The sequence below is a fragment of the Kribbella sp. NBC_00662 genome (assembly GCF_041430295.1).
Classification (GTDB): Bacteria; Actinomycetota; Actinomycetes; order Propionibacteriales; family Kribbellaceae; genus Kribbella.
The window spans coordinates 4,008,916-4,033,743 of record NZ_CP109029.1 but is presented as its reverse complement, the minus strand read 5'-3'; the positions used below and the strand labels follow the sequence as shown (position 1 = coordinate 4,033,743).

At 68.3% G+C, this 24,828-nt stretch carries 25 protein-coding genes; 6 read left to right on the top strand and 19 right to left on the bottom strand.

Annotated elements, in window-relative coordinates; translation table 11 throughout:
* Nucleotides 1-9: 9 nt before the first annotated feature.
* The 3 genes from OHA10_RS20330 to murI form a co-directional block, all read right to left on the bottom strand.
* Nucleotides 10-855 (bottom strand): alpha/beta fold hydrolase, encoded by an 846-nt coding sequence (locus OHA10_RS20330; protein ID WP_371407810.1) that lies wholly within the window; start codon nucleotides 853-855, stop codon nucleotides 10-12.
* Nucleotides 836-1,582 (bottom strand): MBL fold metallo-hydrolase, encoded by a 747-nt coding sequence (locus OHA10_RS20325; protein WP_371407809.1) that lies wholly within the window; start codon nucleotides 1,580-1,582, stop codon nucleotides 836-838. Before OHA10_RS20325 ends, OHA10_RS20330 begins: the two co-directional genes overlap by 20 nt.
* Nucleotides 1,583-1,709: 127 nt before the next feature.
* Nucleotides 1,710-2,513 carry a glutamate racemase gene (gene murI, locus OHA10_RS20320; protein WP_371407808.1) on the bottom strand — a complete coding sequence of 268 codons (804 nt, stop codon included), beginning with the start codon at nucleotides 2,511-2,513 and terminating at the stop codon, nucleotides 1,710-1,712.
* Between the two features lie 231 nt (nucleotides 2,514-2,744).
* Here murI and OHA10_RS20315 point away from each other — a divergent pair, with 231 nt between their 5' ends.
* Nucleotides 2,745-3,038: a hypothetical protein gene (locus OHA10_RS20315; RefSeq protein WP_371407807.1), complete on the top strand. Its 294-nt coding sequence runs from the start codon at nucleotides 2,745-2,747 to the stop codon at nucleotides 3,036-3,038.
* Nucleotides 3,039-3,124: 86 nt separating this feature from the next.
* Here the strand turns inward: OHA10_RS20315 and OHA10_RS20310 are convergent, their stop codons facing one another.
* From OHA10_RS20310 to clpS, 7 genes are all read right to left on the bottom strand, one after another.
* A complete protein-coding gene (locus OHA10_RS20310; RefSeq protein WP_371407967.1) occupies nucleotides 3,125-4,075 on the bottom strand; it encodes a PLP-dependent cysteine synthase family protein in 951 nt (316 codons plus the stop codon).
* Complete coding sequence (locus tag OHA10_RS20305; RefSeq protein ID WP_137253260.1) at nucleotides 4,075-4,353, bottom strand: MoaD family protein; 279 nt, start codon at nucleotides 4,351-4,353, stop codon at nucleotides 4,075-4,077. Before OHA10_RS20305 ends, OHA10_RS20310 begins: the two co-directional genes overlap by 1 nt.
* 1 nt (nucleotide 4,354) lies before the next feature.
* A complete protein-coding gene (locus tag OHA10_RS20300) occupies nucleotides 4,355-4,813 on the bottom strand; it encodes a Mov34/MPN/PAD-1 family protein (RefSeq protein WP_371407806.1) in 459 nt (152 codons plus the stop codon).
* Nucleotides 4,814-4,884: 71 nt separating this feature from the next.
* Nucleotides 4,885-5,862 (bottom strand): aldo/keto reductase, encoded by a 978-nt coding sequence (locus OHA10_RS20295; protein WP_371407805.1) that lies wholly within the window; start codon nucleotides 5,860-5,862, stop codon nucleotides 4,885-4,887.
* Between the two features lie 110 nt (nucleotides 5,863-5,972).
* Nucleotides 5,973-9,041: an isoleucine--tRNA ligase gene (gene ileS, locus OHA10_RS20290; protein WP_371407804.1), complete on the bottom strand. Its 3,069-nt coding sequence runs from the start codon at nucleotides 9,039-9,041 to the stop codon at nucleotides 5,973-5,975.
* Complete coding sequence (locus tag OHA10_RS20285; RefSeq protein WP_371407803.1) at nucleotides 9,042-9,593, bottom strand: DUF2017 domain-containing protein; 552 nt, start codon at nucleotides 9,591-9,593, stop codon at nucleotides 9,042-9,044.
* Nucleotides 9,590-9,877, bottom strand: a complete 288-nt coding sequence (gene clpS / locus OHA10_RS20280; protein WP_371407802.1) for an ATP-dependent Clp protease adapter ClpS — start codon at nucleotides 9,875-9,877, stop codon at nucleotides 9,590-9,592. Before clpS ends, OHA10_RS20285 begins: the two co-directional genes overlap by 4 nt.
* Nucleotides 9,878-9,983: 106 nt before the next feature.
* Between clpS and OHA10_RS20275 the strand changes: the two genes are divergently transcribed.
* Nucleotides 9,984-11,273, top strand: a complete 1,290-nt coding sequence (locus OHA10_RS20275) for a nicotinate phosphoribosyltransferase (RefSeq protein ID WP_371407966.1) — start codon at nucleotides 9,984-9,986, stop codon at nucleotides 11,271-11,273.
* Nucleotides 11,270-11,767 carry a MarR family winged helix-turn-helix transcriptional regulator gene (locus OHA10_RS20270; protein ID WP_371407801.1) on the top strand — a complete coding sequence of 166 codons (498 nt, stop codon included), beginning with the start codon at nucleotides 11,270-11,272 and terminating at the stop codon, nucleotides 11,765-11,767. Before OHA10_RS20275 ends, OHA10_RS20270 begins: the two co-directional genes overlap by 4 nt.
* 111 nt (nucleotides 11,768-11,878) lie before the next feature.
* Here the strand turns inward: OHA10_RS20270 and OHA10_RS20265 are convergent, their stop codons facing one another.
* The 5 genes from OHA10_RS20265 to OHA10_RS20245 are packed head-to-tail and all read right to left on the bottom strand — an operon-like array spanning nucleotide 11,879 to nucleotide 17,295.
* Nucleotides 11,879-12,688, bottom strand: coding sequence for an ABC transporter permease (locus OHA10_RS20265; protein WP_371407800.1), 810 nt, complete (start codon nucleotides 12,686-12,688; stop codon nucleotides 11,879-11,881).
* On the bottom strand, nucleotides 12,688-13,530 hold the full coding sequence (locus OHA10_RS20260) for an ABC transporter permease (protein ID WP_371407799.1): 843 nt from the start codon (nucleotides 13,528-13,530) through the stop codon (nucleotides 12,688-12,690). The genes OHA10_RS20265 and OHA10_RS20260 overlap by 1 nt, the downstream gene beginning before the upstream one ends.
* Nucleotides 13,527-14,732, bottom strand: a complete 1,206-nt coding sequence (locus tag OHA10_RS20255) for an ABC transporter substrate-binding protein (RefSeq protein WP_371407798.1) — start codon at nucleotides 14,730-14,732, stop codon at nucleotides 13,527-13,529. The genes OHA10_RS20260 and OHA10_RS20255 overlap by 4 nt, the downstream gene beginning before the upstream one ends.
* A 59-nt stretch (nucleotides 14,733-14,791) precedes the next feature.
* Nucleotides 14,792-15,862 (bottom strand): ABC transporter ATP-binding protein, encoded by a 1,071-nt coding sequence (locus OHA10_RS20250; protein WP_371407797.1) that lies wholly within the window; start codon nucleotides 15,860-15,862, stop codon nucleotides 14,792-14,794.
* On the bottom strand, nucleotides 15,859-17,295 hold the full coding sequence (locus OHA10_RS20245; RefSeq protein ID WP_371407796.1) for an aminobutyraldehyde dehydrogenase: 1,437 nt from the start codon (nucleotides 17,293-17,295) through the stop codon (nucleotides 15,859-15,861). The genes OHA10_RS20250 and OHA10_RS20245 overlap by 4 nt, the downstream gene beginning before the upstream one ends.
* Before the next feature lie 119 nt (nucleotides 17,296-17,414).
* On the opposite strand from OHA10_RS20245, the gene OHA10_RS20240 reads away from it, so the two are divergent.
* Complete coding sequence (locus tag OHA10_RS20240; RefSeq protein WP_371407795.1) at nucleotides 17,415-18,161, top strand: FadR/GntR family transcriptional regulator; 747 nt, start codon at nucleotides 17,415-17,417, stop codon at nucleotides 18,159-18,161.
* Nucleotides 18,158-18,856, top strand: coding sequence for a cache domain-containing protein (locus OHA10_RS20235; RefSeq protein ID WP_371407794.1), 699 nt, complete (start codon nucleotides 18,158-18,160; stop codon nucleotides 18,854-18,856). Before OHA10_RS20240 ends, OHA10_RS20235 begins: the two co-directional genes overlap by 4 nt.
* On the opposite strand, the gene OHA10_RS20230 is transcribed toward OHA10_RS20235, so the two are convergent.
* The gene (locus tag OHA10_RS20230; RefSeq protein WP_371407793.1) at nucleotides 18,846-20,081 is read right to left on the bottom strand and encodes a D-arabinono-1,4-lactone oxidase; all 1,236 of its coding nucleotides are present in this window, start codon (nucleotides 20,079-20,081) and stop codon (nucleotides 18,846-18,848) included. The two genes, OHA10_RS20235 and OHA10_RS20230, sit on opposite strands and share 11 nt — an antisense overlap.
* Before the next feature lie 82 nt (nucleotides 20,082-20,163).
* On the opposite strand from OHA10_RS20230, the gene OHA10_RS20225 reads away from it, so the two are divergent.
* Nucleotides 20,164-21,159, top strand: a complete 996-nt coding sequence (locus OHA10_RS20225) for a YdcF family protein (protein ID WP_371407792.1) — start codon at nucleotides 20,164-20,166, stop codon at nucleotides 21,157-21,159.
* Here the strand turns inward: OHA10_RS20225 and OHA10_RS20220 are convergent.
* The 3 genes from OHA10_RS20220 to OHA10_RS20210 all read right to left on the bottom strand — a co-directional run bounded on the left by OHA10_RS20220 (nucleotide 21,156) and on the right by OHA10_RS20210 (nucleotide 24,761).
* The gene (locus OHA10_RS20220) at nucleotides 21,156-21,920 is read right to left on the bottom strand and encodes a sulfite exporter TauE/SafE family protein (RefSeq protein ID WP_371407791.1); all 765 of its coding nucleotides are present in this window, start codon (nucleotides 21,918-21,920) and stop codon (nucleotides 21,156-21,158) included. The two genes, OHA10_RS20225 and OHA10_RS20220, sit on opposite strands and share 4 nt — an antisense overlap.
* A gap of 38 nt (nucleotides 21,921-21,958) precedes the next feature.
* Entirely contained in the window at nucleotides 21,959-23,503 is a 1,545-nt protein-coding gene (locus tag OHA10_RS20215; protein ID WP_371407790.1) for a fibronectin type III domain-containing protein, read from the bottom strand.
* 106 nt (nucleotides 23,504-23,609) lie between these two features.
* Nucleotides 23,610-24,761 (bottom strand): cation:proton antiporter, encoded by a 1,152-nt coding sequence (locus OHA10_RS20210; RefSeq protein ID WP_371407789.1) that lies wholly within the window; start codon nucleotides 24,759-24,761, stop codon nucleotides 23,610-23,612.
* Between the last annotated feature and the right edge of the window lie 67 nt (nucleotides 24,762-24,828).

Here is a 24,828-nt window from a genome sequence, read left to right as displayed (position 1 = left end):
GCTCAGGCTCTACGCGCCTTCTTCGCCTGACACGATCCGCCGCAGCAGACTCCGAACCAGCTCCGGCTGCTCCAGCCAGGGCGAATGCCCGGCGGCCGGGATCAGCTCGAGCGTGTGGTGCGGGACGTGCGCGGCCAAGTCCCGCACGGCGAAGGCCGGTCGCGGATCGCCTTCACCGTGGATGAAGGTGACCGGGCATTCGAGGCCGGCCGCCAGACCGGGGAGATAGTCGTCCGGCCAACTCCTCATCGCCGCTCCGAGCGCGCTGTTGGCCGCGAAGTTGATCGGGAGATCGACCGAGGCGCTCTGATAGGCCCACTCCATCGCCCGCTCGCGGTCCGCATGATCTGTGAACCATGACAATGCCCGGAACTCGGTCTCCTCGGCGGGAGTGCGCTTCCGGCCGGTGAGATCCTCGAGTCGCGCACTCTGCTCCGGCGTCATCCGGCGCCTCTGCTCCTCGTGGTACGCCGTCCGCCAGTCGCCGATGCCGACTCCGTCCACGTAGACGAGACCCGCAGCGTGATCGGCGTACGTCGCGGCGTACAGGAGAGCGAGCGATGCGCCGAAGGAGTGGCCGAGGACAACGATCCGCTCATGGCCGAAGTACGCGCGCAGCTCGTCGATGTCCTGGGCGAGACGTGCCATGGTCTGGACCTCGGACGGATCCGACCGGCCGCAGCCACGCTGGTCGAAGCGATGGACGACGGTGAGGTCGTCGATCATCTCGGCCAGTACCGCGTAGTCGTCCCACAGACCAGGCCCGCCGTGCAGGATCACGACCGGTGCCGCGGAGGTCGCCGTACCGCTGGTCGCGGTCCACAACCGCACGCCGTCAGATGTCGAAAACGGCATGGGGAGTAGCGATCTCGACCGGGCCGGAGAAGGTACGGCGCGCGTTCTCGGCCTGGGTGACGCGGTCGTACCACGGCGGCACGTGGGTGATCACGAGCCGTTTCACGCCGGCCTTCTTGGCGTGCTCGCCCGCGTCGGCCGGGGTCAGGTGCAGGTCGATCGGGTTGTGCGGGTCGTTGTCCGGCAGCGCCGCCTCGGACAGCAGTACGTCGGCGCCGCGGGCGAGGTCGATCAGCGCGTCGTTCGGCCCCGTGTCGCCGGTGTAGACGAGCGACTTGTTGCCGTGCTCAACGCGGATCGCGTACGCCGGCACCGGATGCACCATCGGCGCGGTGCGGATCGTGAACGGCCCGACGGTCTGAACCTCCTGCCAGGCATGGAAGTCCAACTGCTCCTCCATCCCCGGATCGAGCGGCAGGTCGTAGGCCAGCGCCATCCGCTGCGCCGTCCCTGGCGGTCCGTAAACGGGGATCCGCGGGATCGGCGAGCCCGGGGCGTATTTCGCCGCGACGTACAGCCCGCACAGATCCATGCAGTGGTCAGGATGCAGGTGGGACAGGCCGATCGCCCCGATCTCCGGCACGGACAGGTGCCGCTGGAGCGACCCGAGCGCACCGCTGCCGAGGTCGAGGATCAGGTTGAACCCCTCGGCCGTGACCAGATAGCTCGAGGCGGCCGAGTCCGGCCCGGGCACGGACCCGGAGCAACCGATCACGGTGAGCTTCATACTTCGAACACTACCGGCGAGTTCCGACGTTTGCAGACAGGCCCGACGCGTCGATCCGCCTGCCACACAGGCGATCCACCGCCGTCCGATGCCGCCGACAACATCCGGGTGCGACCCAGGTCACAGTTCAGCGAACCCAGGCGAACTGGTCGACGCTCGACAGCACCGGTCCGAGGAACCGCGAGCCGATCGCCGCGAACTCGTCCGGGCTTCCTGTCGTGACGAAGCGGTGCTGCGGGTCCGGCAGGTTGTCCGGGCGGAGCAGGCCGGTCTTCGTGAGCACGCTGTAGACGTCCTTCGCGCATTCGTCGGCGCTGCTGACCAGGGTGACGTTGTCACCCATCACGTACGAGATCACGCCGGTGAGCAGCGGGTAGTGGGTGCAGCCGAGGATCAGCGTGTCGACACCGGCCTCGACCATCGGATCGAGATACTCGTGCGCGGCCTCGATCAGCTCGGGTCCCGACGTCACGCCGGCCTCGACGAACGGCACGAACTTCGGGCACGCCCGCGTGAACAGCTCGATCTGCGGCGCCGCGGCGAAACCGTCTTCGTACGCAAGCGATTGAGCTGTTGCCTTCGTGCAGATCACGCCGACGCGCTGGTTGCGCGTCGCGGCAACCGCTCGCCGGGCCGCGGGCAGGATCACCTCGACGACCGGTACGTCGTACCGCTCGCGGGCGTCCCGCAGCATCGCGGCGCTGGCGGAGTTGCACGCGATCACGAGCATCTTCACGCCGGCCTCGACCAGATGATCGAGACACTCCAGCGCGTACTCACGCACCTCGGCGATCGGCTTCGGACCGTACGGCTGGCGGGCGGTGTCGCCGAGATACAGGATCGGTTCGTGCGGCAACTGGTCGAGAACCGCGCGGGCGACGGTGAGTCCCCCGAAGCCTGAGTCGAAGATCCCCACCGGTGCGTCAGCCACAGGGAAGAGCTTATACAAACCTGTTTCCGGGCAGTCGCGAAGGGAGCCTTACCTAACTCCGGCGAACGACACGCCGGAGTTGTCCACATCTTTACGTTATGGAATTGCCTTTTCGCGTGATGCGCGCCACTCTGGAGCGATGTTTGTTCGACCGCCCCTCGTGATGCCATGAACTTGGCGCACCACATCGCGGTGGTACTGGGCACCGCACCAACTCCACAGCCTGATCACGTGACCGCTGCAGGACAGGCGGCCAACCAGGCCACGGATTCCAACACGGGCACTGCCGCAGACGTGCTGACGGCCATCGGGCCGACCGGCATGCTGGTGCTGCTCCTGATGGCGGCGTTCGCGCTGTACGTCGTCTCATTGTCCCTGCACCCGAACGCGAAATGCGGCCGATGCAAAGGTGCCGGCCGGCACCACGGCAGCATCTTCAGCTACGCCCAGCGCCCCTGCAGCAGCTGCAAGGGTCGTGGGATCCAGCCACGATTCGGCCGCAGAATCTTCTTCAAACAACAGTAGGCGGACATGACCTGACCCTCTTTTAGATGCCCAAGGCAACAAAGGGCATCACGTCCGGACCGGCACTCCGCCCGCCGGCCCGGTCATCAGGCCCAGAGCTGGCCTTCGAGGCGGTCCTCCGCCTCGTCGATCGTGCCTTCGTAGGCACCGGTCGACAGATACTTCCAGCCGCCGTCAGCGACCACGAACGCGATATCCGCGGTCTCGCCGTCCCGCACGCACTTGGCCGCCTGTCCGAGCGCGGCGTGCAGGATCGCGCCGGTCGAGATACCGGCGAAGATGCCCTCGTTGTCGAGCAGTTCACGCACCCGGCGGACGGCGTCGCGCGGTCCGACCGAGAAGCGGGCGTCGATCAGCGTCTCGTCGTACAGCTCGGGGACGAAACCCTCGTCGAGATTGCGCAGGCCGTAGACGAGTTCGCCGTACCGCGGCTCGGCGGCGACGATCTTCACCTCGGGCTTGTGCTCGCGAAAGAAGCGGCCGGCGCCCATCAGCGTGCCGGTCGTGCCGAGGCCGGCGACGAAATGGGTCACCGACGGGAGGTCCGTGAAGATCTCCCGGGCGGTGCCGTCGTAGTGGGCGAGGGCGTTCGACGGGTTGCCGTACTGGTACAGCATCACCCAGTCCGGGTGGTCCTCGGCGACCTGTTTCGCGACCCGCACGGCCTCGTTGGATCCGCCCGCGGCCGGGGACGAGATGATCTCGACGCCCCACATCCGCAGGATCTGGCGGCGCTCCGCGGAGGTGTTCTCCGGCATCACGCAGACCATCCGGTAGCCGCGCAGCTTGGCCGCCATCGCCAGCGAGATCCCGGTGTTGCCCGACGTCGGCTCGAGGATCGTGTTGCCCGGACGGAGCCGACCGTCCTTCTCCGCGTCCAGCAGCATCCGCAGCGCGGCCCGGTCCTTGATCGAGCCGGTCGGGTTGTGGTCCTCGAGCTTGGCCCAGAGCCGGACGTCGGCCGACGGCGAGAGCTTCGGCAGCCCGACCAGCGGCGTACCTCCGACCGAATCCAGCAGGCTGTCGAAGCGCATGATCAGCCGCCGGCGACCGCGGGCAGTACGACGACGACGTCGCCGTCCTTGATCTCGGTCTTCAGGCCGCCGGTGAACCGGACGTCCTCGTCGTTCACGTACACGTTCACGAACCGGCGCAGCTCCTCCGGCTCACCCTCCACGATGCGCTCCTTGAGGCCCGGGTGGTTGCCGTTGACGTTGTCGATGAACTCGGCCAGGGTCGCGCCGTCACCGTCGACCGCCTTCGCGCCACCGGTATAGGTGCGCAGGATCGTCGGCACGCGCAGCTCGATCGCCATCTCAGTGCTCTCCTTCAGAGGTTTCTTCATAAGAACCAACTACGCGTACTTCTTCTTCCGTGACCTCGCCGTCGACGATCCGGTACGAGCGGAACTCGACCGGCCCGTCGTACGCCGGGGAGTCCGCGCCGTCCCGCGTCGACACCAGCACGTAGTGCGCGCCCGGCTCCTGCGCCAGGTTGATGTCGGTCCGCGACGGGTACGCCTCGGTGGCGGTGTGCGAGTGGTAGATCACCACCGGTTCCTCGTCCCGCTCGCCCATCTCCTTGTACAGCCGGAACAGATCCCCGGAGTCGAACTCGTAGAACGTCGGTGACATCGCCGCGTTCAGCATCGGGATGAACCGGGTAGCCCGATCCGACCCCTCCGCGCCCGCGACCACACCGCACGCCTCATCCGGATGATCCTTCCGGGCATGCGCCACGATCGCGTCGTACGTCACCTTCTCGATCACCAACACGCCTCCACGGTACGGCGAGCGCCGCACCGACCCCGCCAACCACGGAGTCGGTCCACAATGCGGACAGCGTGTTACCAGCGGTCGTGGATCTGCGGGCGGATGAGCTCGTCGTAGGTGGTGCGGACGGCGGTCAGCTGGTCTTCGGTGAGCGGCGGGATGGTGGCGGCGGAGATGTTGCCGGCTACCTGGTCGGGGTTGCGGGCGCCGGGGATGACGACGGAGACGCCGGGCTGGTCGAGGATCCAGCGGAGGGCGAACTGGGACATCGTGGTGCCGGCAGAGAGCCAGGGCATCAGGCGGCGGACGGCGGCGAGGCCGGTGGTGAAGTCGACGCCGGAGAAGGTCTCGCCGACGTCGAACGCCTCGCCGTGGCGGTTGTACGTGCGGTGGTCGTCGGCCGAGAACGTCGTGTGCTCGTCGTACTTACCGGACAGGAGACCGCTTGCCAGCGGGACGCGGGCAATGATGCCGACACCGGCTGCGGCAGCCGCCGGGAGCACCTCGTCGAGCGGCTTCAGGCGGAACGCGTTCAGGATGATCTGCACCGACGCCACATTCGGCCGCGCGATCGCGGTGAGTGCCTCGGCGCAGGTCTCGACGCTCACGCCGTAGGCCGCGATCCGCCCCTCGTCGACCATCGAGTCGAGCGCGTCGAACACCTCGTCGTTCGAGTACACCGGCGTCGGCGGGCAGTGCAGCTGGACCAGGTCGATCGTGTCCACACCGAGATTCTGCCGGGAGCGGTCGTTCCACGCGCGGAAGTTGTCGAGGTTGTAGTTCTCCGGCACCTGCTCGACCCGGCGGCCCATCTTCGTCGCCACGGTCAGCCCCTCGTGCGACTTCAGCACCTGTCCGACAAGCCGCTCGCTCCGCCCATCGCCGTACACGTCGGCGGTGTCGATGAACGTGACACCACCCTCGATCGCCGCATGCAGCACGCCGAGCGCGTCGCTCTCGTTCACCACGCCCCAGTCCGCACCCAACTGCCACGCACCGAGGCCGACCACGCCCACGTCCCGACCGGTCCGTCCAAGCTTCCGCGTCTCCATGCAGAGCAGACTAATGTCCCGCTGCCGAACACCAGCCACTGACCAAGTCCGTCAGGCGGGCCCCAGCCTGGACCGGGTGAGCGTGAACCCAGGCACGCGGCGATGGTTGGTCAGTGGTGCGCGTCCGCCTTCTCGACGCGCACACTCAGTTCTCGACCCTCGGCGACCTCGAGGTCGTCGGCCAGCGCCTCACCGGCGATCAGCTCGCGGTGCATCTCCACGGCAGCGACCACCGCGGGTTCGGCAGTCACCGACAGGCGGATCCGGTCGGTGACTTCGAGCCCCGCGTCCCGCCGCGCCTGCTGGATCGCGCGTACGACGTCCCGCGCGACACCCTCCGCCTCCAGGTCCGGCGTGATCGTCGTGTCCAGTACGACGAACCCGCCGCCGGGAAGCAGCGCACTCGCCTCGTGTCCGTCCGCGAGCGTGGTCTCCAGCGTGTACTCACCGTCCTGCAGTTCGATGCCGCCAGCAACTACCACGCCATCGGCCGAAACCGACCAGTCGCCACTCTTCGACGCCTTGATCACCTGCTGTACGTCGCGCCCCAGCCGCGGGCCGGCCGCCCGCGCGTTCACCGTCAACCGCTGCGAGACCGGCGCATCAACCGCGTCGGCCGACGTCAGCACGACGTCGCGAACATTCACCTCGGCCGCGATCAATGGCACCAGGTCGGCCAGATCGGCGGCACTCGCAACAGTCAGCGTGAGCAACGGCTGACGAGCCCGGATCCCACTCGCCTTCCGGATCGACGATGCGACCGAACACACCTCGCGGGCCCGCTCCATCCGCTCAACCAGCTCCGGGTCGTCGGGGAGTTCGTCGTACGACGGCCAGTCGGTCAGGTGCACGGATCGTTCACCGGTCAGGCCGCGCCAGATGTCCTCGGTCACCAGCGGCAGGAGCGGTGCCGCCGTACGGCACAAGACCTCGAGGGCGGTGTAGAGCGTGTTGATCGCGTCCTGTTCGCCGGACCAGAAGCGCTCGCGGGAGCGGCGGATGTACCAGTTGGTGAGGACCTCGGTGTAGCCCTGGACCGCATCACACGCGGAGGCGATGTCGTAGCGATCGAGGTGGGACTGGACGTCGGTGACGAGCGCACGGAGGCCGGCCAGCAGATAGCGGTCCAGCACGTGCGACGACGCGGTCGACCAGGTGCCGGAGACATCCGCGGCGTTGGCGTAGAGCGTGAAGAAGGACCAGGCGTTCCAGAGCGGGATGAGCGTTTGGCGGACCCCGTCGCGGATGGCCTGCTCGGTGACGATCAGGTTGCCGCCGCGCAGGATCGGGCTCGACATCAGGAACCAGCGCATCGCGTCCGCACCGTCGCGATCGAAGACCTCGGTGACGTCCGGGTAGTTCCGCAGCGACTTGCTCATCTTCTGCCCGTCGTTGCCGAGCACGATCCCGTGACTCAGGCACGACCGGAACGCCGGCCGGTCGAACAACGCCGTCGACAACACATGCAGCGTGTAGAACCAGCCGCGCGTCTGGCCGATGTACTCGACGATGAAGTCGCCCGGGAAGTGGTTTTCGAACCAGTCCTGGTTCTCGAACGGGTAATGCACCTGCGCGAAACTCATCGACCCCGAGTCGAACCACACGTCGAGCACGTCCGGCACCCGCCGCATCGTCGACCGGCCTGTCGGGTCGTCCGGGTTCGGCCGGGTCAGCTCGTCGACGTACGGGCGATGCAGGTCGCGGACCTCGACCCCGAAGTCCCGTTCCAGCTCCTCGATCGAGCCGTAGACGTCGATCCGCGGGTACGCCGGATCGTCCGACCGCCAGACCGGGATCGGCGAACCCCAGAACCGGTTGCGGCTGATCGACCAGTCCCGCGCGTTCGACAGCCACTTGCCGAACTGCCCGTGCTTGACGTGCTCCGGCACCCAGGTGATCTGCTCGTTCAGCTCGACCATCCGGTCGCGGATCCGGGTCACCTCGACGAACCAGCTCGAGACCGCCTTGTAGATCAGCGGGTTCCGGCACCGCCAGCAGTGCGGGTAGCTGTGCACGATGCTGTCCTCGCGCACCAGCGCCCCGGCCGCGCGAAGATCGCGGATGATCGGGCGGTTCGCCTCGAAGACATGCAGACCTTGGTACGGCGGGACGACCGCGGTGAAGTGTGCTGCGTCGTCGACGGTCAGCACCGTGGGGATGCCGACGGCCTCGCAGGCGAGCTGGTCCTCCTCGCCGTACGCCGGGGCCATGTGCACCACGCCCGTACCGTCGTCGGTGGTCACGTGGTCGGCCGCGATCACCTGGAAGGCGTTGGCGGTGCCGGCGAGGAAGTCGAAGAGCGGGGTGTAGCTCCGGCCGATCAGGTCGGAGCCCTTCAATCGCCGGCGTACCTCGGTGCCGAGGCCGGCGTCGTCGCCGTGCGGCGCGGCATAGGTCGCCAACCGCGCCTCCGCCAGGATCGTCGGCCGACCTTCGGCATCGTCGACCACGACGTAGTCCACGTCCGGCCCGACCGCCATCGCGAGGTTGCTCGGGAGGGTCCAGGGCGTCGTGGTCCAGGCAAGGAGCCGCTCGCCCGTCTCGAGCTCGACCGCGACCGTCACCGACGGGTCCTGGCGGGGTTGGTAGACGTCGTCGTCCATCCGCAGCTCGTGGTTGGACAGCGGGGTCTCGTCGTTCCAGCAGTACGGGAGGACGCGGAGGCCTTCGTACACCAGTCCTTTGTCGTAGAGCGTCTTGAACGCCCAGATCACCGACTCCATGTAGTCCGGGTTGAGCGTCTTGTAGTCGTGCTCGAAGTCCACCCACCGCGCCTGCCGCGTCACATACGACCGCCACTCGTCGGTGTACTTCAGCACCGACGCCCGGCAAGCATCGTTGAACTTCTCGATCCCCAGCTTCAGGATCTCCGCCTTGGTCTTCAGCCCCAGCACCCGCTGAGCCTCCAACTCAGCCGGCAGCCCGTGCGTATCCCACCCGAACCGCCGCTCGACCCGATACCCACGCATCGTCTGGTACCGCGGCACGACGTCCTTCACGTACCCGGTCAACAAATGCCCGTAATGCGGCAACCCGTTCGCAAACGGCGGCCCGTCATAGAAAACGAACTCATCCTCACCTTTCAGCGAGGCCCTGAACGTCCCATCCCCCTCCCAGTACTCGAGCACCCCGCGCTCAACCCCAGGAAACTCCGGCACCCCAACCCTCGGATAGCTCACCTAGCGCATGTTATGTAGCAAGGCCGACTGGAGGTAGCCGAGCCAGTCGTAGAGGTCGTAGGTGAGGCGGCGGGGGTCGTCGTCGGGGAGTTTCTCCCAGGTGGTGTAGTCGTCCTCGTCCTTGATGTCGAGGCGGGTGCCGATGGCGAGGCGGAGGTCGTTCAGGGCGCGGAGCCAGGAGAGCTGTTCGTCGGGCTCCAGGGCGATCTCGTCGGCGCCGGACTCCTCCAACGCCGACAGGACCCGTTTCGCGTCGGTGACCTTGCCCTCGCGCAGCCCGCGCTCGGTGAACCGCCGGAACTCCGCCGACGCCATGTCGTCGGTCTTGTAAGCGTCCGGCAGCAGCCGCTGCAGTACGACGTCCTCCGGCGGCGACGTCGGCCCGTCCGACTCCAGCAGCGCCGCGAGCGGGTCGCTCGACTCGGCCGAGCGCGGCGGCAGGCCGTCGTACAGGAGCTCGACCAGGTTGCGGAGCAGGTTCGCCAGGATGTCCGCCTCGTGTTCGGCAAAGCTGACGACGACGGTCTTGCGGCGCTTGCGGAAACGCGTCACGACTTCTCGCAGGTGGCCCACAGGCCGTAGGAGTGCATCGCTTCCACGTCGCGTTCCATCGCTTCCCGGTTGCCGTTCGAGACCGCCGACTTGCCTTCCTGGTGCACCTGGAGCATCAGCTTCTCCGCCTTCTGCTTGGAGTAGCCGAAGTACGTCTGGAACACGAACGTGACGTAGTCCATCAGGTTGACCGGATCGTTCCAGACGATCGTCATCCAGGGCGGGCTCAGCTGGATCCCCTCGGTGACCTCGGGGCTGTCCAGCTCGCTCGGTGCGGTGCTCACCTGTCCATTCTCCCCATCATCGGTTCCGGTCTCGCAATAGGCTGCCCCTGTGACAGACACCGCGACCCACTCGACGGCCCTTCTCACGGACCATTACGAGCTGACGATGCTGCAGGCCAGCCTGGCCGACGGCACGGCGCAACGCCGCTCGGTCTTCGAGCTGTTCGCCCGCCGCCTGCCGGACGGCCGCCGGTACGGCGTGGTGGCCGGCGTCAACCGGCTGCTCGACGCGCTCGAGCGGTTCCGTTTCGACGAGCAGACGATCGCCTTCCTGGCCGATCGCGGCGTCGTGGACCAGGCTACCCGGGACTGGCTGGCGGACTACCGGTTCAGCGGCGACATCTCCGGTTACGCCGACGGCGAGATCTTCTTCCCGGGCTCCCCCGTGCTCGTGGTCGAGTCCTCGTTCGCCGAGGCAGTGCTCCTGGAAACCGTTTTCCTCTCGATCCTCAACCACGACTCCGCAGTCGCCTCGGCCGCGTCGCGGATGACCTGGTGGGCCGGTGGGCGGCCCTGTATCGAGATGGGCTCACGCCGGACCCACGAAGAGGCAGCGGTCGCGAGCGCGCTGGCGGCGTACATCGCCGGCTTCTCCACGACCTCGAACCTGGAGGCGGCCCGCCGGTTCGGTATCCCGAGCGCCGGTACGGCGGCGCACTCGTTCACGCTGCTGCACGACCGCGAGCGGGACGCGTTCCGGTCCCAGGTCGACGCGCTCGGCAAGGGCACCACGCTGCTCGTCGACACGTACGACGTCGCCGAAGCTGTCCGCACCGCGATCGAGCTGACCGGACCCGACCTCGGCGCGGTCCGGCTCGACTCGGGCGATCTACCGTCGCTGGCCGGCCAGGTCCGCGAGCTGCTCGACTCGCTCGGCGCGACCAAGACCCGGATCATCGTCACCAGCGACCTGGACGAGTTCCAGATCGCCGCGCTCGCCCCGGCTCCCGTCGACGGGTACGGCGTGGGTACGTCGCTGGTCACCGGCTCGGGGTACCCGACCTGTGGGTTCGTGTACAAGCTGGTCGCCCGCGAGGACGAGAGCGGCACGCTGATCCCGGTGGCGAAGAAGAGCCCGGACAAGATCTCGATCGGCGGCCGGAAGTGGGCGCTGCGGCGGCGGTCGCCGGCCGGGGTCGCGGAGCTCGAGCTGATCGGGGTCGGCGAGCAGCCGGTCGACGACGGTGACGACCGCGTGCTGCTGAAGTCGCTGGTCGAGGCCGGGAAGGTCGTCGGCCGGACCACTCCGGCGGAGTCGCAGGCTTTCCACCAGAAAGTCCGCGACGAGCTCCCCCGCTCGGCCAGCCAGCTGAGCCGCGGCGAGCCGGCCATCCCGACCGAGTACGTGGGCGACTACGACGCCCGCAACCCGTTCCATCCCCGGAGTCATACGTGAGCGCCACCGCTCCGCGCGACGCCGGCGCAGTCCCGCAGGACCGCGAGAAGGTCGAGTGGTCTGCGGATGCGCCGGCCGATGAGGCGGATGTGCTGATCGCGTTGCGGTTCGCGGAGCGCGCGGCGCGGAAGGCGGTGGCGGAGGAGCTGGCCGGCAGCGGGCTGCACACCGGGCAGGAGCTGGTGCTGGCGAAGCTGCTGCACCACGGCTCGCTCCCTGTGGCGCGACTCGCGAAGGTGCTCGACGTCGAAGTACCGACGGCGACCAAGACCACCCAGCGGATGGAGGCAGCAGGCCTCGTACGCCGGGTGAAGAGCCCGACCGACGCCCGCCAGGTCGGCATCGAGCTGACCGACCGCGGTGTCGAGCTAGCCCACACCGTCCAGCAGATCTACGACCGCGCCGGCCGCCGCGCCCTGAAGCACCTCACCCCCGAGGACCGGCGCGTCCTGCGCAACCTCCTCTGGACGATCGCCACCACCCTCGAGCCCTGACCTGCATCTCGACAGGAGGTGTCGGACGATCGACTCATCGCACCGCGTTCTCTGAGCGTGACGAGCACCCGCCCAAGCCGACACCTCCTGTCGAGCTGCAGCTAGCTGCCCTCAGCGGCCGGCTCCGAGTGATTCCGCATCGCCCGAGAGTTTCTGGGCCAGCCAGACCGGGACGACCGAGATGAGGATCAGCGCCGCCGCGACGACGTTGACGATCGGGGCCTGGTTCGGGCGGAACAGGTTGTTGAAGATCCAGATCGGCAGCGTCTGCAGGTTCGCGCCCGCGGTGAAGGTGGTCACGACGATCTCGTCGAACGACAGGGCGAACGCGAGCAACGCCCCCGCCAGCAGGGCCGACCGGATCATCGGAAAAGTCACCAGGCGGAACGTGGTGAACCTGGAGGCACCCAGATCTGCCGAGGCCTGCTCCAGAGAGACACCGGTACGGCGCAACCGGGCGATCACGTTGTTGAACACCGTGACGATGCAGAACGTCGCATGTGCGATCACGATCGTGACGAACCCGAGCTGCCACCCGAAGATGGTCCGGAACGCGTTGTTCAGCGCGATCCCGGTGACGATGCCCGGCAGCGCGATCGGCAGGATCACCAGCAACGACACGACGTCCCGGCCGTAGAACGCGAACCGCTGCAGCGCGAACGCGATCATCGTGCCGAGGACCAGCGCGATCACCGTCGCCGCCAGCCCGACCCGGACGCTGACCCAGAGGGCGTCCAGAGCGCCCTGGCTCTCGGCCGCCCGCCGCCACCACTCGAGTGTGAACTCCCGCGGCGGCCAGGCGAACGTGTTGCTGACGTTGAACGAGTTCACCAGCACCAGCAGCAGCGGCACGTAGATCAGCCCGAGAATGACCACGGTCAGGATCCGCAGCACGATCCGGGTCGAGCGCGACATCGTCATCAGAGGCTCTCCATCGCTCCGGTACGCCGGACCGCCGCCAGGTACAGCACCATCACGACGACCGGGATCGTCGCCACCGCGGCCGCGAACGGCAGGTTGTTGGCGGCACCCACGTTGTCGTACACAACGTTGCCCAGCAACTGATTGGTGCCACCGACGATCCGGACGGCGATGTAGTCACCCAGCGTCAGGCTGAACGTGAAGATCGACCCTGCCGCCATCGCCGGTACGACGGTCGGCAGGACGATCCGCCGCAGCGTCTGCAGCGTCCGGCCGCCGAGGTCGGCCGATGCCTCCAGCAACGAATCCGGCAGTCGTTCGAGGCCGGCGTAGATCGGCAGGATCATGTACGGCAACCACAGGTACGACAGCGTCACCACCGTCGCGGTCAGCCCGTACCCGGGCGACTTCAGCCCGACCGCCTCGAACGCCGACGACACCAGCCCGCCCTCGGAGAACATCCCGCGCCACGCGTACGCCTTGACCAGATAGCTGGCCCACAACGGCATCAGCACCGCCACCAGCAGGAACCGCCGCAGCCCGGGCCCGGCCACCTTCGACATGTAGACGGCGATCGGGAACGCCACCACCGCGTCGATCACGGTCACCAGGACGGCGACCGCGATCGTGCGCAACGCGATCGTCCGGTACACCTCGACGGTGAACAGCGTCTTGAAGCTGTCCAGCGTCCACACCCGCTCGATCTGTCCGGTGAACCCGTTCTGCGTCCACAACGCGGTGACGAACAGCGCCGCCAGCGCCCCGAGGTACGCGACCCCGAGCCAAAGCATCGGCGGCCCGAGCAGCAACGCCAACCGGGCCCGCGGGTGACGGGTGCTCATCCCTTGATCTGCGTCCAGGCTTGGGTCCACTTGCTGTAGTCGGTGCACTTGACGTCGGTGCGGCCGTCGAGGCATTGCGCGATCGGCGTGGTCCAGTACCAGATCTTCTGGGCGTACGTCGCGTCGCCGGCGTGGTACGTCGTGCAGTGGTTCTTGTCCGCGGTCAGCGCGCAGGCCTTGCCGTTGGCGGGCGCCTCACCGAAGTACTCGGCGACGGCCGCATTGGCCTGCGGGCTGATGATGTGGTTGAGCCACTGGTACGCGCAGTTCTTGTGTTTGGAGGTGGCACTGACCATCCAGGTGTCCGACCATCCGGTCACGCCCTCGGTCGGCACGGTCACCTGGACCGGCACCTTCTCGCCGGTCGCGACGTTCGCGATCACCTGCCAGGTCGTCCCGACCACCGAGTTCGCGCTGGTGAACGCCTGGACCTCCTTGAGGTAGTCCGACCAGTACTCCGACACCAGCGTCTTCTGCGTCTTGAGCAGATCGACGGTCGCGGCGAACTGCTTGTCGTCCAGCGCGTACGGGTTCTTGATGCCGAGGTCCGGTTTGGTCGCCATCAGGTACATCGCCGCGTCGGCGATGTAGATCGGCGAGTCGTACGCCGTCACCGTGCCCTTGTACGGCGAGTTCGCGTCGAACACCACGCTCCACGACGTCGGGGCCGGCTTGACCTTGTCGGTCCGCCACATCAGCAGGTTCGCGCCCCAGCCGTGCGGGATGCCGTACATCTGGCCGTTCACCGAGTTCCACGGGCGGTTCTTCAGGAAGGCGTAGACGTCCGCGTAGTTCGGCACCAGGTCGGTGTTCACCGGCTCGACCTGTCCGCCCGCGATCAGCCGCAGCGTCGCGTCGCCCGACGCCGACACGACGTCGTACTGTCCGGTCTTCATCAGCGTGACGGCCTCGTCGGACGTGCCGAACGTCTTCACCGTCACCTGGCAGCCGGTCTGCTTCTCGAACGGCGTGACCCAGTCGACCTTCGGATCGTTCGAGCCGTCCTCGGCGTACCCGGGCCAGGCCAGCACGCTGAGCTTGCCCTCCCCGGCTCCGAGCTTGTCCAGCTTCGGCAGGTCCGGTGCGGAGAATCCGGTGCTGCTGCCGGCCTTGGCGGCGGAGTCGCCGCCGCCGGAGGTGCCACATGCGGCCGCGACCAGGGCGAGCACTGCCAGGCTCACCGCTACGCTGAGTTTCTTCATCTCAAGCTCCCTGAAGGGTTCGGGGCGGAGACTGCTACTACTGCGGTGTTACTGCGGTGTTACTGCGGACCGCCGATCGCGACGGTGTGTTCGCGGTCCCAGGTCAACCGGACCCCGGTACCGCGAAGTTCGAGCTTGTCCTGCACGGATCCCTGCCGGTTCTGCTGCAGGACGATCAGCGATCCGCCGGCGTCCAGGTCGACCACCGTCTGGGTCGCCGATCCCAGGTACACCACCTCGCGAACCACTCCGGTCGCCGTACATGTCCCCGGCTCGGCGGCGGCATCGCGCAACTGCAGCCGGATCTTCTCCGGCCGGACCGTGAACAGGCCGTCCATCCCGAGAATCGCGGTCGCGACGTCACCCTCGAGCAGGTTGGACGTACCGACGAACCCGGCCACGAACGCGCTGGCCGGGTGTTCGTACAGCTCGACCGGAGTGGCCAACTGCTCGATCCGGCCGCCGTTGAACACGGCGATCCGGTCGCTCATCGTCAGCGCCTCTTCCTGGTCGTGCGTGACGAACACGAAGGTGATACCGACATCGCGCTGCATCGCCTTCAGTTCGATCTGCATCTCCCGCCGGAGCTTCAGGTCGAGCGCGCCGAGCGGTTCGTCCAGCAACAGCACCTTGGGCCGGTTCACCAGCGCCCGCGCCAGCGCGACGCGTTGCTGCTGGCCGCCGGACAGCTGATTCGGCCGACGGTCGCCGTACCCCTCCAGCCGGACAGTCTCGAGCGCCTCAGCAGCCCGGGTACGGCGGCTGCGCCGGTCGACGCCCTTGACCCGCAACCCGTACTCGACGTTCTGCAGCACGCTCATGTGCGGGAAGAGCGCATAGTCCTGGAAGACCGTGTTCACGTCCCGGGCGTACGGCGCCTGGTCCGTGACGTCGGCGCCGCCGAGCAGGATCCGGCCGGCCGTCGGCGTCTCGAAGCCGGCGATCATCCGCAGCACCGTGGTCTTGCCGGAGCCGGACGGGCCGAGCATCGAGAAGAACTCGCCCTCGGTCAGGTCGAGATCGATCCCGTCGACCGCGGTGACCTCGCCGAACGTCTTCCGCAGGCCGCGCAGGCTGACCGCGGCGGCCTCGGTCGCCACGGTCCGCGCCTGCGCGTCCACCGACGTCATCCGATCGCCGACATCACGTGCTTGACCCGGGTGTAGTCCTCGACGCCGTACATCGACAGGTCCTTGCCGTGACCGGAGTGCTTGAAGCCTCCGTGCGGCATCTCGGCCACCAGCGGGATGTGCGTGTTGATCCAGACGCAGCCGAAGTCGAGCGCCTTGGACATCCGCAAGGCTCGCGAGTGGTCCGCGGTGAAGACACTCGACGCGAGCCCGAACTGGACGTCGTTGGCCTTCTGCAGACCCTCGTCGTCGTCCGCGAACGACTGCACGGTGACGACCGGACCGAACACCTCGTCCTGGATCATCTCGTCGTCCTGGTGCAGCCCGGTGACGACCGTCGCCTCGAGGAAGTAGCCGTCGGCAAGAGCTCCGCCGGGTCGTTGACCGCCGAGCGCGACTGTGCCGTGGCTGGGCATCCGGGCCAGGAAGCCGCGAACCCGGTCCAGCTGCAGACTGCTGTTCAACGGACCGAAGAGCGCGTCGGCATCATCGGGGAGCCCTGGTTTCGCGTTGTCCCGGGCCCAGTCGACCAGTGCCTGCACGAACTCGTCGTGGACCGAGGCATGGACGAGGACACGGCAGGCCGCCGTACAGTCCTGGCCTGCGTTGAAGTAGCCGGCGATCCCGATCGCCTCGGCCGCCGCAGCGAGGTCCGCGTCGGGGAAGACCAGCACCGGCGCCTTGCCGCCCAGCTCGAGGTGGGTGCGCTTCAGATCGAGAGCCGCCGTACTGGCGACCTCGGAGCCGGCGCGGGTGGAGCCGGTGATGCTGACCAGACCTGGTGTCGGATGCGCGACCACGGCCTGGCCGGTGGCGCGATCGCCGCAGACCACGTTGAAGACTCCGGGCGGCAGCACCTCGGCCGCCAGCTCCGCGAGCATCACGGTCGTCACCGGCGTGGTCTCGGCCGGCTTCAGCACGAGCGTGTTCCCGGCGGCGAGCGCCGGCCCGACCTTCCAGACCGCCATCATCATCGGGTAGTTCCACGGCGTGATCTGGCCGACGACACCGATCGGCTCACGCCGGACCCAGGACGTGTGACCGGCCAGGTACTCGCCGGCCGACTTGCCCTCGAGCAGCCGCGCCGCCCCGGCGAAGAACCGCAGCTGATCGACCATGACCGCGAGCTCCTCGGTCCTGGTCAGCTCGAGCGGCTTCCCGGTGTTCTCGGACTCGGCGGCAACCAGGTCGTCGCCGCGCGCCTCGACCAGATCGGCGAACCGGAGCAGCATCCGTTGTCGGTCGGCCGGCGTGATCGCGCCCCAACTCGGCACCGCGGCCGCTGCGGCCTGGTACGCCGCGTCCACGTCCTCCTCGCTGGACAGTGGCGCCGTGCCGAAGAACTTGCCGGTGGCGGGGTCGATCAGCTCGCTGGTCGCGCCGCTGCGCGCGTCCTGCCGCTGTGCATTGATCAGGTTCTGCACTGTTCGCATCAGCACTCCCGAACGCCGGTTGGGCGTAAACATATGAAACCAGATGTTAAAGTTCAAGCGATCGGCGACAATGTCCGCGACCTGTGTCGAAGTCGTGTCGTGAGGGTTGGTGAGACCGGATGGCGCTGCGGTTCTACGGCAGTGGCGCGGCCGCGGTGTTCGCACCGCTGGAGACGCTGAGCCGATCGGAACTGGTGGCCCGCCGGCTGACCGATGCGATCGCGCTCGGCCTGGTCCCCGACTCCGGGCAGCTGCCGGGCGAGACCGACCTGGCCGGCATCTTCGGCGTCTCCACCGCCACGATCCGGGAGGCGCTCTCGTCGCTGCGGCAGCGCGGTCTGATCGACACCCGGCGCGGTCGCGGCGGCGGCAGTTTCGTCCGCGCCCACCAGGAGATGTCGACCGCGATCGTCCGCGACCGGCTGGCCGAGCTGAGCCTGGCCCAACTGCGCGACCTCGGCGACCATTACAGCGCGATCGCCGGGACGGCAGCCCGGCTGGCGGCCGAGCGGGCGACGCCGGACGACGTACGGCGACTGACCGCGGTCTGCGACGGTCTGGAGAACGCCGAAGGCCTGGGCGGACGACGGCGGGCGGACGCGCAGTTCCACATCGAGGTGGCAGCGACCGCGCAGTCGACCCGGCTCTACCGGGCAGAGGTGAGTCTGCAGGCGGAGGTCGGCACGTTGCTCTGGCTCGCGTTCGGCGACGACGACAGCCACCGCCGGACGGTGCGGAGCTGCCGCGACGTGGTCGCCGCGATCGACCGCACCGACGGCGACGCAGCCCGCGCCGCCGCGGAGGAACGCGTGGCCGACTCGACGGCACGGCTGATCGACCTCAGACTGGCGTTGGAGGACACATGAGCACAGAGTCTTTGACCCTCGACGCCGGGCTCGAGACAGTGCTCGAGCTGGTCGAGTCCGTGGTCGGGGAGGCGTTCGGGCTGGCGGACCGGATCAGCTCGGCGACGGCGGACGTCTTCGACCGGCAGCCGACCGTCCGCCGGACGGACCTCGGCGGCGTGATCGAGCTCGTCAAGCCCGCGCTCGAGGACCAGGGCTCATCGATCCAGGGCGCCGGCTTCGTCGCGGCGATCGACGCGCTGGCCGACGCCCAGTGGTGGCTCGAGTGGTTCATGCTCAGCAACGGCGTCACCGAGCGGCTGATCGTCGACACCGATCCGCGCGGGGAGAACTTCTACGACTACGCCGCCCTGCCCTGGTACGACGTACCGCAGCGGACCGGCCGCCGGCACATCACCGGTCCGTACGTCGACTACCTCTGCACCGACGACTACACGCTGACCTTCACCGTGCCGGTCGTCGTCCGGGACCGGTTCGTCGGTGTGGCCGGGGCCGACGTCCGGGTCTTCACGTTCGAGAAGGCGGTCCTGCCGTGCCTGCGGGCGACCCACCGGAAGGTTGCCATCGTCAACGACCAGGGCCGGATCGTGCTCAGCAACAGCGCCCGCCACGTCGGCGGCACACTGCTGCGGACCCCGGCCCCGGCGTACCGGATCGAGGATCTCCCGCTCTCGCTGGTCGAGCTCAGCGCATAGGCAGGAACGTGTCGAGGTACTCGTTGCGGAACTTGCCGGCCGGGTCGTACTTCGCCGCCAGCGCGATGAAGTCCTTCACCCTCGGGTAGCGCTCGGCCAGCGTCGCGGCGTCGGCGGCGAAGACCTTGCCCCAGTGCGGCCGGACGTCGAGCGACGCGAGGCCCTCCTCGATCGCGGCGACGACCGGCCGGACCGCGGCCTCGTCCTGGATCCAGGTGAAGTGCAGCGCGACCGTGTCCCGGCCCTGGCTCGGGCTCAGCCACAGCTCGTCGGCCGCGATCGTGCGCACCTCGGACACCTGGATCACCGGTGCGAACTGGTTGCCCAGGGCCCGTAGTACCTCGAACGCCTCGGCCGCCCGATCGCGCGGCACGAAGTACTCCGACTGCAACTCGTCGCCGTTGCTCGGGGTGAACTCGAGCCGGAAATGCGGCAGCCGCTCGTTCCAAGGACCCGGTACGCCGCCCTGCTGGGTCGCGTAGTCGGCCGGCATCACCTTGATCGGGTGCCGCGGCCCGTCCGCGAGGTGAGCACCCAGCCACTCCGGTGCGGCGGCGCCGAGATCCCGCGACTTCCGCCAGACCATCACGTCCGGGTCGACCCAGTCGGTGAACGCGCTGACGCTGTACGCGCTCCCCATCACCTCGGCGAAGTTCGTCCCGAGACGCTCGACCGGCAACCCGTCGTACACCACCTGGCTGAGCTGGTACGACGGCTGTACGTCGAGCGTCATGCTCACCGTCACCCCGAGCGCACCGAGCGAGATGATCGACCCGGCGAAGTCCTCGTCACCGCGAGTGAGCGTGACGAGCTCGCCGCTCGCATTGACGAAGGTGACCGCGTTGACCGCGTCTGCCAGCGGACCGTTGCCGTCACCCGAGCCGTGTGTCCCGGTCGAGCACGCACCCGCGACCGAGATGTGCGGCAGCGAACCGAGGTTGTGCAGCGCGAGCCCCTGGGCCTGCAGCGCCGCCGTGATCTCGCCGTACCGGAGACCGGCCGAGACGGTCACGCCGCGCTCGCCGACCTCGATGACGGTGGGCAGGTCCTGCACGCTCACCAGCGTCCCGGTGCTGTCGGCGATGCGGTTGAACGAGTGCCCGGTGCCGAGCACCCGCACCTTCTCCGCCGCCGCGACCAGCTCCTGTAGCTCCTCCACGGAGCGAGGCCGCTGCAGCTCGCTCGCGAACCTGACGTTGCCGGCCCAGTTAGTCACGCTGCTCATGCGGTCAGCCTCGCACACGCGGGACACTCACGAATCCGGCAGTTCCAGCTTCTGGTCAGGCCGCCGTGATTTCATGTGGCCGATGTACGCCTTCGTCGCCGCCGCGTTCTGGTTCCTCGTGTTCGCGGTCAGCTTCCTGCGCGACCGGCGACTGTTCAAGAACGGCATCTTCCTGGTCCTGACGCTGATCTTCGCGGGGATCGGGATGATCTTCGTGGTCGACGCGTTCAACGACACCGCCGCCCGCTGGCTGGTGCTGGCCATCCTCGCCGTGATCCCGCTGGCGATCGCCGTCCTCGCGGTGTTCCTGGTCGTCAACGGGATCACGATGCTGCGCCGCGAGGGCCGACGGCCGAAGAACCTGCTGTCGCTGCTCGCCGGGCTGGGCATCATCGGGTTCGTCGTGTTCAGCGTCGCGGTGCAGAAGATCGGCTGGGAGCCGCTGGCGGCGCTGCGTTCGGTGCTGATCGGGGTGCTGACCTACATCGCGTTCCTGTTCGTCTGCTTCCTGGTGTACGCGTTCGTCTACAGCCGGGTCCGATCGTCGCGGAAAGTCGATTTCGTGATCGTGCTCGGCGCCGGCCTGCGCGGTTCGCGGGTCCCGCCGCTGCTCGCGAGCCGGCTGGACCGCGGCAAGCAGGTGTACGACCGGGCGCTCCGCCGAGGCCGTCCGCCGACGATCATCACGTCCGGCGGTCAGGGCCCGGACGAGGACGTCCCCGAGTCGCACGCGATGGCGGCGTACCTGATCGAGCGCGGGGTCCCGGACGCCGCGATCATGCGCGAGGACCGGTCGACCAGCACGTGGGAGAACCTGACCTTCAGCCGGGAGTTGATGGTCGCGCGTACGCCGAAGTACCGCTGCCTGATCGTGACGAACAACTTCCACGCGTTCCGCGCCGCGATGACCGCTCGGAAGGCCAAGGTCAACGGTCAGGTGATCGGCTCCCCCACCGCCGCGTACTACTGGCCGACGGCAACGATCCGCGAGTTCGTCGCGATCCTGTACAGCCACCCGTACCTGAACGGCGGCATCTGCCTACTGATCGCCGCCGTGGCCGTCTGGCAACACGTCTAACGCAGCATGAGTGCGGCGGCGACCACGCCGGCGAGCACGATCAGCACTCGTAGCAAGGTGGCCGGGAGCCGACGGCCGATGTGGGCACCGACGTACCCGCCGACGATGGAGCCGGCGGCGAGCAGGCCGGACGCCGTCAGGTTCAGGTCGGCGATGAAGACGAAGATGATGCTCGCGACGAGGTTCGCCGCGAGGAGTGCGAGGGTCTTGAGGCCGTTGACGATCCGGAGTTCCAGGTCGAGTCCGAGGCCGAGGACGGCCATCATCATGACGCCGGCACCGGCGCCGAAGTAGCCGCCGTACACGCCGGTCAGTGCGGTGAACACAGTGGTTGCCGGTGACATCGACCGTTGGACGCCGTGCGGGTGGTCGGACCGAGCTCGCAGCCACTTCGAGATCCACGGCTGGACGCCGACGATCAGGCAGGTGAAGAGGATCAGCCACGGCGCAGCCGACGCGAACACCCGCGATGGCAGCGCCAGCAGTAGCGCGGCGCCGCCAACCGCGCCGACGGCACAGATCACGACGACGGCAACCGTCTGACTGCGCGGGACCTCACGCAGTTCGCGCCGGTAGCCGACCACGCCACTCAGCGCACCCGGCAGCAAGCCGAGTGTGTTCGACGCATTGGCGACCACGGGCGGGATCCCCAACGCGATCAGCACCGGAAAGCTCAGCAACGACGCAACCCCGACGGTCGACGTCAGGATCCCTGCGCCCAATCCAGCACCGATGACAGCCAGGTGCTCCGGCCCCGTCACGCCTCTCTCACTGGGCCAGCCTACGGCGAGGCCTGGAGTCAGCGGACCTTGACGGTTGCTGCGGTGCTCTTCTGGACATTGCGGCCGTCGCTGACCTCGAGGCGGTAGGACAGTTTCTGGCCGCTGGTCAGGCCGGGGTCGGTGACGGTGGTGACGGTCGGCTTCGTCCACGAGTTGGACGAGCGGGACCAGGTGCCGATCCGCGTCGTACCGCGGTAGAGGACATAGGTCAGCGCGATGTTGTCCCGGTCGAGCACGGTCGGGAAGCTGATCGTCACCTTGTTCGCCCGCGCGCTCGCGACCTTCGGAGCGGCCGGCTTGACCGGAGCGGCTCCACCCGGAGCGCTGGTGAACCGGGTCAGGCCTTCCTGCGGTACGCCGTTCACCTCGGTGAAATCGCCACCGGCCCACAGGTCGTTGCCGCCGGACGCGAACGCCAGTGGGCCGACGAGAGTCTCGCCACCGGCATCGGTGTTCGGGAACCACGGGCCGAGCTTGCCGGTGATCGTGCTGTAGACGAGCAGGTGGTGCATACCGGTCTTGTCGGGGAACGCGCCGTCCGCGCTGCAGTCGTGCGCATGCGAGCCCTTGTACAGCCAGTTGCCGATCGCCTTGATCGCTTCGGTCGCGCCGCGGCAGTGGCTCTGCCAGATCAGCTTGCCGGTCGTCGCGTCCGCCGCCAGCACGCCGTCGTAGCAGCTGACGCTTCCTGTGCCGGCGTTGGACGCGAACACCTTGTTTCCTTGGACTTCGAGGTCTTTCACGCGACTGTCGCAGCCCTCGGTCTTCGGCGGGATCGCTCCGGCCGCGCGCATCGAGAGCACCGCGCCGGTCGTCGCGTTCAGCATTGCGAGGGCGTGGTCGTTCCGGCCGCCGATCCGGGTGAAACCCCCGCCGACGAAGACCCGCTCGCCGTCCGTGGAGACCTCGATCGCATGGACGTCGTCGTTCGCGTCCGGGCTCCACGGCAACAGCGTGCCGGTGTCGAGCCGGACCGCGGCGAGACGACTGCGGGCCATCTTGTCCACCAGGCCGAACGAGCCGCCGAGGTACACCGTCTTGTCGGTGATCTTGAGCGCCGCGACCCGGAAGTTCACGACCGGATCCCACCCCGATACGAGCTGCCCAGTGGCAATGTTGAACATCGCGATATGCGACCGCGCCACCCCGTCGACGACGGTGAAGTCGCCGCCGATCACGACCCACCGGCCGTCCGGGGACGTGTCGACGCTCCACACCGGCCCGTTGACCTGCGGCGCGAACCGCGTCGGTACGCCGGTGGTGCGGTTGAGCACCACGAAGTACTTGCGCGCCGCGTCACCGACGCCACGAGCCTTGCCCGGCGGCCGGACCCGGGTGAACAGACCGCCCGCGAACACCAGGTTGCCCGCGACAGCAACCGCGTTCACGCTCGCGTTCGTCTGCCAGGACGTCTGCTCGACCGACGACAGCGCCGAGCCGAACCCGCGTGGCGCACTGTGCCCACTGGACTCGGTCGCGGCCTGCACGGCCGGGCCGGACGGGACCAGCGCCGCGGCGACAACGGCCGCGCCGGTGACAACTGCCAGGACAGCCTTCTTCATGAACGAACCCCCTTGGGCCCGCTCCGGCGGAAGATGCCGACCCATGACTCGGTGACTATGCGCCGTCAAACGATAACTGTCAGCTCACGTTGTCGCTGAACCAGGGTCATCCAGACACGGCTTTCGGCGCGACCAGACCACGTCGTACGGCGATGCCACCCGCGACAACGCCGACCGCGATCGTCACCAGCGCACCGAGGATCAGCGCGGACGGCTCGCCCGGCTGGAGAACGTGCAACGCCGTACCGACCGTGGCCGCCGCGACCGGGACGCCGAGCTGGGCCGACGCCAGCACGCCGAGGCTCAGCGGCTGCCGGGTCAGCATGCCGGAGAGGTGACTGATCACGGCACCCAGGCCGAGCGCGACACCGAGGCCGAAGAACTCCGGCTTCGTGCCGAGCGCCCGCAGATCGAGCGAGGCCCCGAGCCAGACGAAGAACACCGGCCCGAGGAATCCTTCGGTCAGCGCGAACAACTGCCGCGCAAGCCTGCGCGGTTCACCGACGGCCGCGACCGCGAGCCCGAGCACGAAACCGGCCAGCATGATCGAGACATGCGTCCCTGTGGCCAGACCGGCGAGCGCGAACAGCACGATCAGACTGACCCGTAGCTCGATGGCGAACGCGCGATCCTCCGACACCTTGTGCGCCCGACGCCGAGCACCCGACCGCTCCGCCCAGTTCAGCAGGACGTACACCACCGCACCGGCCCCGATGACCGCGAGCGCACCGAGCGCCGCCCGGCCGGCGTGCGGTGGATCGATCGCCAGCGGCAGCGCCACGATGCAGGCGGCGTCGGCGATCGCGACCTGGGGCAGCAGTTCGACCACCGGCCGCCCGCCGAGTCCGAGCGAATCGACGATCGGCAGCACCAGCGCCGCGGACGAGGAGGCCATCAGTACGGCGTACAGCGCGACGTGCCCGGTGTCGAAGACCGCGTTCACGGCGTACGCGAAACCGGTCGCGACGATGCCGGTCACCACCGCACGCAGCAGCCCGGGCCGGATCGCCTTGCGCAGGCTCTCGTCCCGGATCGGCACGTGGGTCCCGGCAACGAACATCACCAGCCCGAACCCGATGTCGGCGAGGAACGTGAACTTGTCGTCGGAGGCGACCAGGTACCCGAACCCTGTCCTGCCGAGGATGACGCCGGCCAGCAGTTCGCCGAGCACGACCGGGATGTGCCAGCCACGCGGCAGCGCCAGCAACGGACCGATCAGACCGACCGCGACCACCACGGCCAGCATGGTGAAGCTCACCGCAGCTCCCTTCCCCGGAGAGCGCCATTGTGCGCCCGGACCGCTGGGATTCGGCGGAGGCCATCGG